This window comes from Bacillus pseudomycoides DSM 12442 (assembly GCF_000161455.1).
Lineage (GTDB): Bacteria > Bacillota > Bacilli > Bacillales > Bacillaceae_G > Bacillus_A > Bacillus_A pseudomycoides.
Window position 1 is genome coordinate 2326314 of record NZ_CM000745.1, and the last position, 10000, is coordinate 2336313.

At 33.6% G+C, this 10000-nt stretch carries 13 protein-coding genes and 3 pseudogenes; 13 read left to right on the plus strand and 3 right to left on the minus strand.

What is annotated here, in order from left to right; translation table 11 throughout:
- Nucleotides 1-416 precede the first annotated feature (416 nt).
- The 9 genes and pseudogenes from BPMYX0001_RS11570 (at nt 417) to BPMYX0001_RS29405 (ending at nt 6646) form a co-directional block, all read left to right on the plus strand.
- Entirely contained in the window at nt 417-1130 is a 714-nt protein-coding gene (locus BPMYX0001_RS11570; RefSeq protein WP_006095026.1) for a class I SAM-dependent methyltransferase, read from the plus strand.
- A 547-nt stretch (nt 1131-1677) separates the two neighbouring features.
- The gene (locus BPMYX0001_RS11575) at nt 1678-2016 is read left to right on the plus strand and encodes a DUF952 domain-containing protein (RefSeq protein ID WP_006095027.1); all 339 of its coding nucleotides are present in this window, start codon (nt 1678-1680) and stop codon (nt 2014-2016) included.
- A 93-nt stretch (nt 2017-2109) separates the two neighbouring features.
- The gene (locus tag BPMYX0001_RS11580) at nt 2110-2874 is read left to right on the plus strand and encodes a serine hydrolase (protein ID WP_033798914.1); all 765 of its coding nucleotides are present in this window, start codon (nt 2110-2112) and stop codon (nt 2872-2874) included.
- 21 nt (nt 2875-2895) lie between these two features.
- On the plus strand, nt 2896-3312 hold the full coding sequence (locus tag BPMYX0001_RS11585; RefSeq protein WP_018780610.1) for a GNAT family N-acetyltransferase: 417 nt from the start codon (nt 2896-2898) through the stop codon (nt 3310-3312).
- Nucleotides 3313-3533: 221 nt separating this feature from the next.
- Complete coding sequence (locus BPMYX0001_RS11590) at nt 3534-4127, plus strand: DUF2441 domain-containing protein (RefSeq protein WP_033798915.1); 594 nt, start codon at nt 3534-3536, stop codon at nt 4125-4127.
- A gap of 55 nt (nt 4128-4182) precedes the next feature.
- Nucleotides 4183-4797: a DUF4241 domain-containing protein gene (locus BPMYX0001_RS11595; RefSeq protein WP_006095031.1), complete on the plus strand. Its 615-nt coding sequence runs from the start codon at nt 4183-4185 to the stop codon at nt 4795-4797.
- Between the two features lie 50 nt (nt 4798-4847).
- Complete coding sequence (locus BPMYX0001_RS11600; protein WP_006095032.1) at nt 4848-5279, plus strand: GNAT family N-acetyltransferase; 432 nt, start codon at nt 4848-4850, stop codon at nt 5277-5279.
- A 17-nt stretch (nt 5280-5296) separates the two neighbouring features.
- Nucleotides 5297-5683, plus strand: a complete 387-nt coding sequence (locus BPMYX0001_RS11605; protein ID WP_006095033.1) for a ribosomal maturation YjgA family protein — start codon at nt 5297-5299, stop codon at nt 5681-5683.
- Nucleotides 5684-5717: 34 nt separating this feature from the next.
- Nucleotides 5718-6646 (plus strand): annotated as a pseudogene (locus tag BPMYX0001_RS29405) (phosphotransferase enzyme family protein).
- A gap of 98 nt (nt 6647-6744) precedes the next feature.
- Here BPMYX0001_RS29405 and BPMYX0001_RS11615 read toward each other — a convergent pair.
- Nucleotides 6745-7197, minus strand: a complete 453-nt coding sequence (locus BPMYX0001_RS11615) for a GNAT family N-acetyltransferase (protein ID WP_003204617.1) — start codon at nt 7195-7197, stop codon at nt 6745-6747.
- Nucleotides 7198-7573: 376 nt separating this feature from the next.
- On the opposite strand from BPMYX0001_RS11615, the pseudogene BPMYX0001_RS30715 reads away from it, so the two are divergent.
- Both BPMYX0001_RS30715 and BPMYX0001_RS11620 read left to right on the plus strand, forming a co-directional pair.
- A pseudogene (locus BPMYX0001_RS30715) lies at nt 7574-7684 on the plus strand (Thoeris anti-defense Tad2 family protein); the annotation flags it as partial.
- Nucleotides 7684-7947: a Gp49 family protein gene (locus BPMYX0001_RS11620; protein ID WP_006095034.1), complete on the plus strand. Its 264-nt coding sequence runs from the start codon at nt 7684-7686 to the stop codon at nt 7945-7947. The pseudogene BPMYX0001_RS30715 and the gene BPMYX0001_RS11620, both read left to right, overlap by 1 nt.
- A gap of 106 nt (nt 7948-8053) precedes the next feature.
- On the opposite strand, the gene rpiA is transcribed toward BPMYX0001_RS11620, so the two are convergent.
- Together rpiA and BPMYX0001_RS11630 are read right to left on the minus strand one after the other, a co-directional pair.
- A complete protein-coding gene (gene rpiA / locus BPMYX0001_RS11625) occupies nt 8054-8719 on the minus strand; it encodes a ribose 5-phosphate isomerase A (RefSeq protein ID WP_006095035.1) in 666 nt (221 codons plus the stop codon).
- Nucleotides 8720-8731: 12 nt separating this feature from the next.
- Nucleotides 8732-9052: a 2Fe-2S iron-sulfur cluster-binding protein gene (locus BPMYX0001_RS11630; RefSeq protein WP_006095036.1), complete on the minus strand. Its 321-nt coding sequence runs from the start codon at nt 9050-9052 to the stop codon at nt 8732-8734.
- Nucleotides 9053-9197: 145 nt separating this feature from the next.
- Between BPMYX0001_RS11630 and BPMYX0001_RS11635 the strand changes: the two genes are divergently transcribed.
- Both BPMYX0001_RS11635 and BPMYX0001_RS34920 read left to right on the plus strand, forming a co-directional pair.
- A complete protein-coding gene (locus tag BPMYX0001_RS11635; protein ID WP_033798916.1) occupies nt 9198-9896 on the plus strand; it encodes an RNA polymerase subunit sigma-70 in 699 nt (232 codons plus the stop codon).
- 21 nt (nt 9897-9917) lie between these two features.
- Nucleotides 9918-10000 (plus strand): annotated as a pseudogene (locus tag BPMYX0001_RS34920) (ATP-dependent Clp protease proteolytic subunit); the annotation flags it as partial.

Here is a 10000-nt window from a genome sequence, read left to right on the forward strand (position 1 = left end):
GTGCAACCCGTCACTCCGCAAAAATAAGGCATGTGCTTATTTTCTTACTACTAGTAATGGAATTTATGTAAATTACCAAAGAAACATCTTTATTTAATGAGAATGTATAGCTACTCCATTTGTAATATTATTGCAATAATTGTAATGGTAATTCTGGAAAATCGAAATCAAATTCCAATTCTAAGGGTATTTCTAATTGTTTGATTGGATTTTCAGAAAGAGTAAGGTAAATACTTTTAAAATAATATAAAAGGAAAATTAGGTGCATTTATGCGTGTTAAATTAGCATAAATAGGCATATGTAGAGAGTTCAAACTTATTTGAATTTAAAGTATTGTTAACCCCGATGAAACACGAAACATTCTAATTGTTAGTACAATTAGAATATAAGATTTAATTGGAAAGAAGGGGTTATTATGAAAGAAACAATTAGTAGTTATGAAGATTTATTGGATATGTTAGATTCGTTATTGCGTGAACCAACTCAATTTTGGGATGATTTTTATTCTAATCGTGAAAAAGGAGTTCCCTTTTTTACTAATAAGCCAGATGAGAACTTAGTTAATTATTTCGAGAAAAAATTACTTAATCCAGGAAAAGTTCTTGAACTCGGATGCGGTCCAGGCAGGAATGCAATTTACTTTGCTGAAAAAGGATGCTTAGTTGATGCAGTAGATCTATCGCAGGAATCAATTCAATGGGCAACCGAACGGGCAAAAGAAAAAAATGTAAATATAAATTTTATTTATAACAATATCTTTGACTTACAAATTGAAGAGGGTACATACGATATTGTGTATGATTCAGGATGCTTTCATCATATTGCTCCACACAGAAGAATGAGTTATATAAATTTGGTGAAAAAGGCTTTAAAACCAGGTGGTTATTTTGCAATCACTTGTTTTGTTCAAGGTGGAGAATTAGGTGGAGCAGACATAACAGATTGGGAAGTATACAAACTGCAAAGTCTTAAAGGTGGATTAGGTTTTACAGATAAAAAACTTAGAGCCATCTTTAAAGGCTTTTCTGAAGTAGAAATACGTAGAATGAAAGAGATAAAACAATCGAATAAAGTATTTGGTGTCTCTGGACTTTGGACAGCCTTATTCACGAAAAATTCCACTGAATAGTAAAAAATGTTTTCTAAAGAATTTATATCCGTTATTTAAAAATTCGCATTTTACAATGTCCACAAAAGAGTGTTATGGGGTATAATTAATATAATCTTTCAGATGAGGTGAAGAAGATGACCTTCCGTATGGTTCGAAGTAACTAGTTTTCGGGCTGGAAAAAATGCGTACCAGCCATCAAGGGAGAAGTCTGTCCCTTTTCGGAAATGAAAACTATACGTCGCAGTAGTTAGCGTTATCATCAAACAAGGGTACGGGATTGCTTGATTAACAAGTCTCAGAACCTTAGTTTTTACACTCTTTTGGAAGGTGGATATACAATATGAATGAATTAGATTACAAAAGCCGATTTCCATAGTTTAGGAGAACGGCTTTTTTCGTGGGGTACCTTGTGCTATCTAATTAAGAGATTCGGAATCCAAAAAGCAAAATAATTTCGTTTTGTGGGCATTTTAAAATCTGAGGTTGATGGGCATTGGCGTTACCCCGTAACGAGCGGGAAAATCCTCTTAATGTTTCTATAAAGTAGGGAAGAAGGAGATTGACTATGATTACAAAGGTAATGGAAAAAAGTGAATGGGAAGTAGCAAAAGCAAAAGGAAACATAATGGAACCTTCACTGATGCAAGAAGGGTTTATTCATTGTTCTTTTTTAGAACAATCTCTTCAAGTGGCAGAAAAGCATTTTAGTACTGAAATGGAGTTAGTATTACTTGTAATTAATCCGTCGTTAGTTGAGGCGGAGATAAAATATGAATTGGCTTCTAATGGTCAAAACTATCCACATATATACGGAACCGTAAATGCTAATGCTGTTGTGAAAGTAGTAGAACTTCAGAAAGAAAATGGCGGCTATGTTTTACCAGTAGAGTTGGAACAAAAATAGTAGAATGCATTTGTTAACCTCATAAAAGGATTTTTGATTCGTATTATCGAAATACTGAAAGGGATAAAAACGAAATCGAGAAGAGGCGTACAAATGGAGGAAGTAATCAAGAAAATAAAGGAGATAAAATCAGGTCAAGTAGGTATAGTTGCTTATTCGGCAGAAAGACAAAATATTGTCGCTTTATATAATGATGATATATTGGTTCCACTAGCGTCTGCCGCAAAGGTTGCAATTGGATTTGCTGTAGCTAAAATGGTTGAAGAGAATCAAGTTCGCTGGAGTGATGAAATCGAAAATATCGAATTTAATCCGAAAGAAGATAGTAAAGAAATATACCCACATTTACAAAGAAGAACCGTATTAACACTCAAAGATGCTGTAGAAGTAATGATTGCATGTCATGACAATTGTATTGCACAATCTGTTGTCAACTTTTGCGGTGGATGGGAAGAAGTAAATAGGAGAATTCAATGTTCTTTTTCAAAGATTTATATTACGAAAGACCCAAGGAATATGAAAAATGTTGGGAAATTAAAACAAGTTCTTAAACTTTTAATTCGTATATTCCAAGGATATGAATTGAATCCGGTGCTATGGGAACCAATTATAAATGGAATGGTGAGACAACAAGGACAATATGAAGGAATACCAGGGTACCACTTAGCCCATATGACAGGTGGGTTACCTACAGCTGTTATAAATATCGGTATACTAGGAACGTTTTATGAAAAACCATTGCTTTATGTGATTGGCGGAATGGAGTTACCAAATCGTTATGAAAATCAAGAAGCTGATATGAAAATAAAAGAAACATTGCAATGTTTGTATAAAAAGTATACAGAATGCTATATATAGTGATGAGAAAGGAGAATAGACTTGAAAATTATACAACAAAATAACTCAAAAGATAGCGAATATATTAAAAATAAAGTAATCCAATACAATATGTCTGTACTATCAGATGAAGTAAAAAGCCCATTAGAACATGTAAGTTTTCTATTAAAAGACGATGTTGGCAAAATATTTGGGGGCATAACAGGCACAATATATTTCTATCACCTTCATATTGATTTTTTATGGGTGGATGAGTCAGTACGTCATGAAGGATATGGTAGTCAACTATTAAATGAAATCGAAGAAATTGCCAAAGAGAAAAACTGTAGACTTATATTACTTGATTCATTTAGTTTTCAAGCACCTGAATTTTACAAGAAACATGGTTACAGAGAGTTTGGCGTAGTGGAAGATCATCCTAAAGGGTATAGTCAGCATTTTTTAGAGAAACGTTTATAAGTATAATATAATAATGTTATGTAAATTAATTTTCGGGATATATAATCATGCATTCTAACCAGTTAAGCAATTAAGAGCAGATAAGAGGAGAAAAAGAAATGGAATCAACACGTACATACTGTCTTTCAAAAAAGCAACTGAAACTAACTCTTCTTTGCGGACAAGAGTGATGGAAAGTACATAATATAGTCAATATGATGAAGACCAATAGAAGACAGACCATGAAAGAGAACGAATTGTATGTTTATCACATTGTTACTAGGAAAAAAATGATTCTTGGGCAGATAATTAACTTTGACAAGAACAAAAACAATACCTTATATCGCTTCTTTTTTGAGAGAGAACAATTGAATTCTAAAGGCGAAGACTGTATTCAGATTTTACAAGATCATTATACAAGTGAAGGCTTGAACATGAATAAAGAAAATGCCGAAGTAGCTATAAAGTATGTAGACCAAACAATCAGAGCTATTAGAGAAGTAATAGTAGAAATGGTTAGACTACAAGAATATCCTGAATATCCTTCAAGATTGTCTTGCTTATACGCTGCGAAAAGCTATGAAGATGCTTTGAAATGGAAAGAATTATTTGATTCTTATAATCGGAAAGTTTTGCAGATTGTTAAACTTCGAGTTATTGGGAATTCTTTTGAGGGGGATGGAAACCTTTTACCAAAGGAAGATGGTGTTCCTTTCTCTCGAAAAATTGAACAAGCTAAAGAATATTGGAAGGGTAATGTAAAAAACGAGCTTCCAGAGCTTTTGATTAACGGAAAAATTGAAGTGGTAGAAATTATTGATGATTTCTCAGCTTAAATTCTAGGAAAGTTGTATAGTCTAATAATAAGAGAATGAAGGGAAGAGAAACATTATGTCAAAGCTACTACATGAATTATCTAAACTGGATAGTGAAGTCCTACGTCCTGAAGTATTAGACCATTTAAAAGTTACTTCAGGTAAAATGGTTGCTTGTGATCCTCTTATTTTTAATAAAAATCACTTCGAACAAACAATTCAGCCCGGCACATATCCAATTGTTGCTTGGTTGAACGAGGAAGATGGTGTAATTGCTGGTGCTGAATTGAAAGTATCAGAAGCAAAAGTGACAGAATGGAAGATGGCAATAAAGCCAGGACAGAATGTAAGTGAACTAAAGGAAGGATATATTTTTGGGTATCCAGTTGATACGGGACTAGGGTGTTTTGCAGATGTGGAAGCAATTGAAAAGTTAGAAGAAATAGAAAATAGATTACAACAAGAGCTAGGAGAAGAATTCATTAGTTTGTATGATGATTTGATAGACGACGTACTAACAGAACATGATGATGAGTGGGGAAATTGTGTAGTATGTGAGGAAACAGGAAGTAATATTATTATGTTCCGATCAGGTTATGGTGATGGTTTTTATCCTTCTTATTGGGGATTTGATGAGAATGGGAAAATTGTTTCGCTTGTTACTGATTTTCAAGTGTTATATGAGGAATAAATGAATGATGATATAAGAACCAATGATGTGACTAGTGAAGGGGAGAGTGCATGGAAATCAGAAAGGCACATTTAGATGATGTACATGATTTAACTTCATTAATGGGACACCTTGGCTATCCAACAACTATAGGAAAAATGAAAGTAAGACTTCAAAATATTTTTTCTCACCCAGATTACTATACGTTGGTAGCAGAAGAAAATGAGCGTGTTATTGGAATGATTGGCTTATGTACAGGCATACTTTACACTGAAGATGGAATATACACTCGCATTATTGCATTAGTAGTAGATGAAGAGTTTCGAAATCAAGGAATAGGAAAAAGTTTAATAGAAGCAGCAGAGAAATGGGCGATGGAACAAGGGATAGATTCGATTTGCTTAAATAGTGGGAATCGTGAGGAAAGACACCATGCGCACCAATTTTATAAATGTATGGGATATGTTGAAAAAAGTACAGGGTTTGTAAAACGTTTTGTGTAATAAGAAAGGACTTCATAATGAGTTATAAACGAAATAGGTTGCTGTATGCAATCTTGACAATAATAGTAGTTATTTTAGGATTGGCATCAAGGAAATTTGCTTATGCTTTACCTAATCTATTAAATGCATATTTAGGGGATGCACTTTGGGCTCTCATGATTTTTATTGGATTTGGATTCCTTTTTCATAAAATGAAGATTAAAAAGATCGCGTTTTTAAGTTTACTATTTTGTTATGGTATTGAAATCAGTCAATTATATCATGCGGATTGGATAGATAATATTCGTGCAACGACTTTAGGGGGACTTGTATTAGGGTATGGTTTTTTGTGGAGTGATTTATTAGCTTATACAATTGGAGTTGGAACGGGTATGCTGTGTGAATTAATGTTTCGAAAAGTATAAAAGGCTTCGGATTTCATAAAGGGGTATATATACAATGGAACACATATTAGATATTACAAATTTTTGGTTTCAAGACGAGCAAGTAACAACAGAAGCAATCCAACCGAAAGTAACAAAGATTATAAGGAATAAGCAAAATTATATATTAAAAGAAAAAGGTTCGATAAAGCAGTTGTTGGCTGAAACAAATGTATTAAATCAACTTGCACAAAAAGGAATTAGAATACAAAGGCTTTTGAAGACGAGAGGCAACGAAAGCTATATTTTACAAGATGATAAATATATTGTATGTATGAGTATGTAGAGGGAAATGTTGTAGAAGTAAAACGCGTTGGAAATCTTAAAGTGTTAAGTAATACTATTGGAAGTGAAGTTGCTAAGTTACATCAGGCACTTTGTTCCACAAATCATGTAGACGAATTTGTGGAACGTAATTTGTACAATGTAATTTATGATTGGGCCACACCTGTTTTGAAAAGCAGTGAGCAAGTTCATCCTGAGCTCATTCAAACTATGAACCAGCTGCAAAAAGATTTTAAAGACTCCATTACGCTGTTACCAAGGCAACTCATTCATCGAGATATGCATTTATCTAACTTAATCTTTAAGGAAAATGAGTTTCAAGGATTTATAGATTTTGAACTTGTAGAAATAAATGTGAGAGTGTTTGATTTGTGCTACTGTTTCACTAGTATTTTAAGCGAAGTATTTTGTGATGAACAATTAAGAAGGGACTGGTTATATATTGTTCGAAATATTTTTGAGGGATACCATAAACAGAATCCTTTATCAGAAGCAGAAATTCAGGCGATTTGGTATGTAATGCTAGGTATTCAAGTCATCTTCATTACTTATTTTGTTCAATCAGCAGAATTATTAAAGTTAAATGAAGAAATGTTCTTTTGGATTTTAACAAATAAAGAGGCGATTGAAGAAACAATAAAGGGAGTAGAGATAGTTTAAGAGACGACAATGTATAGATGAAAGAATTGATAGAGTATATTATAAATGAATCGTTTTAAAATCCCCTTTATATAGTGCAGAAAGGGGATTTTACTTTATTATTTACTAACTTCTTTAATCGATAAATCCTTTGTCATAAGAATATGCGGAATACCGTCTTCCATAAATACGTCTGAAGAAGTATGATAGCCTAGTTTGTTATAAAACCCTTCTGCATGTGTTTGCCCATGTAATTTAACTTTGGATATTTCTTTTTCTCTAGCAATCTCTTCTAATGTTTGAATAATTACTTTGCCTAAACCATGTTTTCGATAAGGTTGTAATATGCAGATTCTTTCTAGTTTACCAATGTTATCGACGAATCTTATGCGTCCAGTCCCTACAGGTATTTCATTAAAATAAACTAAAATATGATGACATACATCATTTAATTTATCGAATGTATCAAATTCATCTTCCAGAGGAACACCTTGTTCTTTGACAAACACTTCTTTTCGAATTTGAAAGGCAGTTTCTAAGTCAGTTATTTCTTTTATTTGTTTTGATTTCAACTTATTCAGTCCTTTCTTATATGATGGGAATATAAAGATACTGTTTTATATCGAGAAGCCCATTTTTGGGTTTTTTTCCTGTCTTTGGACCTGACTCAATATCGATAATAATACACCACTTGAAACTCTTTTTCGAATTGTATGCACTTGCTTCATCTAATTTTGAATGACGTTGTAAGCCTAGTTTTAATTTTATTGCTATGAAAATTACATGTTTGGACATATTAGCGAATGAATTAATTTTATCATATATGAATTTGGAGAATGAGCAGAGGGCGGTAAGAAACCGCATTAGGACAAAAGACCAATGGAATTCATATAGACGGTCAACGGTGTATTAGTGTCGTGGTCTTTATAAAACAAGCATAGAGGACATAATGTCTCATATGTTGCATATATTGCAATGAAAACAGTACAAGAACATTTTGTTCCTTGGTTAGCTTCACCAACTGATATGTTAGCAGAAGATTGGGAGGTTGTTGAATAATGGATAATACGGTAACTCAACAGGATATTGATAATATTTTAGAGAAAACTCAATGGACAGTAGAAGAATTTCATGGCAAATGTACAGTCGTAGTTGCGAAATTGCCAAATGGATTTATTTTAACTGAATCCAGCGCATGTGTTGACCCTGCTGATTATGATATGGATATTGGTATGGAATGCTGTAAAGAACGAATTGTAAATAAGATTTGGGAATTAGAAGAATATAGATTGCAATGTGAATTAGCTAAATTAGTTAAGTAAGTCGCTATTAGTGAAGTGATCTCAAAAAGTTAGACAGGTTACTTCATTAGTCAAAACTAAAGGGCATGGGCTTCGTATTGTACCGGGCTCATGCCCTTTAGTTTTGTCATAATACTTTTATTCCTTTTTCAGTTGCAATAATCGCTTTATTTACCATATTAATAAATAAACCAGTTTCAATTACACCAGTTACTATTTTTACCTGCTGATGAGTTTCGATTGGGTTCGTTATTTGGTTTGGAAAAACACAATCTAAGATCATATTGCCATTGTCTGTTATAAATGGTGGATTATTTTGGGTACGTAAAATCGTCTGGCAACCAAAGGATTGAATTCGTTTTGCAGTTTGCTCCCAAGCGAACGGTACGATTTCAATAGGAAGAGGAAAGGTACCTAAATCTTTTACAAGTTTTGATTCATCAGCGATTATAATGAGTTTTTGGGAAGAAGTGGCGACTATTTTTTCACGTAGAAGAGCGCCGCCGCCCCCCTTAATTAAATGTAGATTGGGGTTAATCTCGTCTGCACCATCAATCGTGAGATCAAGGTAATCAACGTTACTTAAAGGAATTAAAGGGATAGAAAGCTGCACTGCTAATTTCTCAGTTTCTATTGATGTTGGTACAGCTTGAATCGTTAAACCTTCGCTGATTAGCTGTCCTAATTTTTGTATTGTCCAATATACAGTAGAACCAGTACCAAGGCCGATTTTCATCCCGTCTTTTACAAAATCAGCAGCATATTCACCAGCTAATCGTTTTAAATCCGTCATTCTGTTGCCTTTTCATTCTACAGGCCGTGGCCCAGCATCTAATCCGGAATTTTCAACTGTTAATATGGGACGAACGGTGAGATCAGTATGTACATGCATTTGACATGATAATCGCAAATGATCTTCAATACCTTTTTCAGTAATAGCGTTCTTCTCAACATGTGTAGGTTCACAAAAATCCCCAGCTATGATTTCTACACGGCAAGTGGTACAACGCGCTTTCCCGCCGCAGCGGTGAAGAATATGGATACCATTATCTTCAAGTGCTAGTGCTAACTTTGTTCCTTCTTTTACATCAAATGTTCCACTACCAATAACGGTTAATTTTGGCATATTGTTGCCTCCTCATGTAAAATTCTACATAACATATTTATGACCCCACATTTACAAACATAAACATTAAATTTTTTTATGTGCCCCGTAACTTTTTGATTTGTTCAATCGTTAATTAAGTAAGCGCTGAAAAGGAGTGGTTATTTTGTGCACAAAAGTAACTCGAATTTTAAGAAATCATATCGATATGAATCATTCAAATATAAACTTTATCATTGAAAATTATGCGGAGTTAAAAAGGTACTGTACCTTTTTAACAAAAAGCAAATGGGATGGGGAAGACCTGGCCCAAGAAACGGTTTGTAAAGTACTTCAAAAATATATAGGTGTAGAACATAAAGATGTTTGTATTACGCTTCTATATAAAATTGCTCGAAATCAATGGCTCGATCAAATGAAAGCAAAATCAGCTAAGAAGAAATTAGAGCAGGAGATTACATTTGAAGAACCACATGAAAAAATTGCTGATTTGCATGAGATGGCGGAGAAAGTCTTGTCTTTATTAAATGTACAGCAATCCGTTATCTTCTTGTTAAAAGATGTTTTTCAATACAGCTTATCAGATATTGCGGAAATATGTTCAATCTCAGAAGGCGCAGTGAAGGCTTCGTTGTTTCGTAGTAGAAATAGATTGAAAACGGTAAGTGAAGAAGAGGAGATTGAATTAGCCGGGCAGGATGATGACGTTGAAGTAGTTGTAACAGCTATTCGGGAACAAAAACCAGAATTGTTAACAAGACTTCTTCCAACAATCGACTTTACACATCTATCATCTAAGCAGCCTGTGTTATTATTCAATACAAAAACACCTTCTTCTTACGGTTATATGCTATGCGCAGCTTAAAAAGTAGATGGAGGGATTATGATGAATACAATTCCGTATGTTGTAGAGCAAACAAAGCTAGGAGAACGCTCCTATGATATATATTCAAGGTTGTTAAAAGACCG

Coding starts and splice junctions, on each gene's coding strand:
- BPMYX0001_RS11570 (WP_006095026.1), top strand. CDS start 417: ATGAAAGAAACAATTAGTAGTTATGAAGATTTATTGGATATGTTAGAT.
- BPMYX0001_RS11575 (WP_006095027.1), top strand. CDS start 1,678: ATGATTACAAAGGTAATGGAAAAAAGTGAATGGGAAGTAGCAAAAGCA.
- BPMYX0001_RS11580 (WP_033798914.1), top strand. CDS start 2,110: ATGGAGGAAGTAATCAAGAAAATAAAGGAGATAAAATCAGGTCAAGTA.
- BPMYX0001_RS11590 (WP_033798915.1), top strand. CDS start 3,534: ATGAAAGAGAACGAATTGTATGTTTATCACATTGTTACTAGGAAAAAA.
- BPMYX0001_RS11595 (WP_006095031.1), top strand. CDS start 4,183: ATGTCAAAGCTACTACATGAATTATCTAAACTGGATAGTGAAGTCCTA.
- BPMYX0001_RS11600 (WP_006095032.1), top strand. CDS start 4,848: ATGGAAATCAGAAAGGCACATTTAGATGATGTACATGATTTAACTTCA.
- BPMYX0001_RS11605 (WP_006095033.1), top strand. CDS start 5,297: ATGAGTTATAAACGAAATAGGTTGCTGTATGCAATCTTGACAATAATA.
- BPMYX0001_RS11620 (WP_006095034.1), top strand. CDS start 7,684: ATGGATAATACGGTAACTCAACAGGATATTGATAATATTTTAGAGAAA.
- rpiA (WP_006095035.1), bottom strand. CDS start 8,719: ATGACGGATTTAAAACGATTAGCTGGTGAATATGCTGCTGATTTTGTA.
- BPMYX0001_RS11630 (WP_006095036.1), bottom strand. CDS start 9,052: ATGCCAAAATTAACCGTTATTGGTAGTGGAACATTTGATGTAAAAGAA.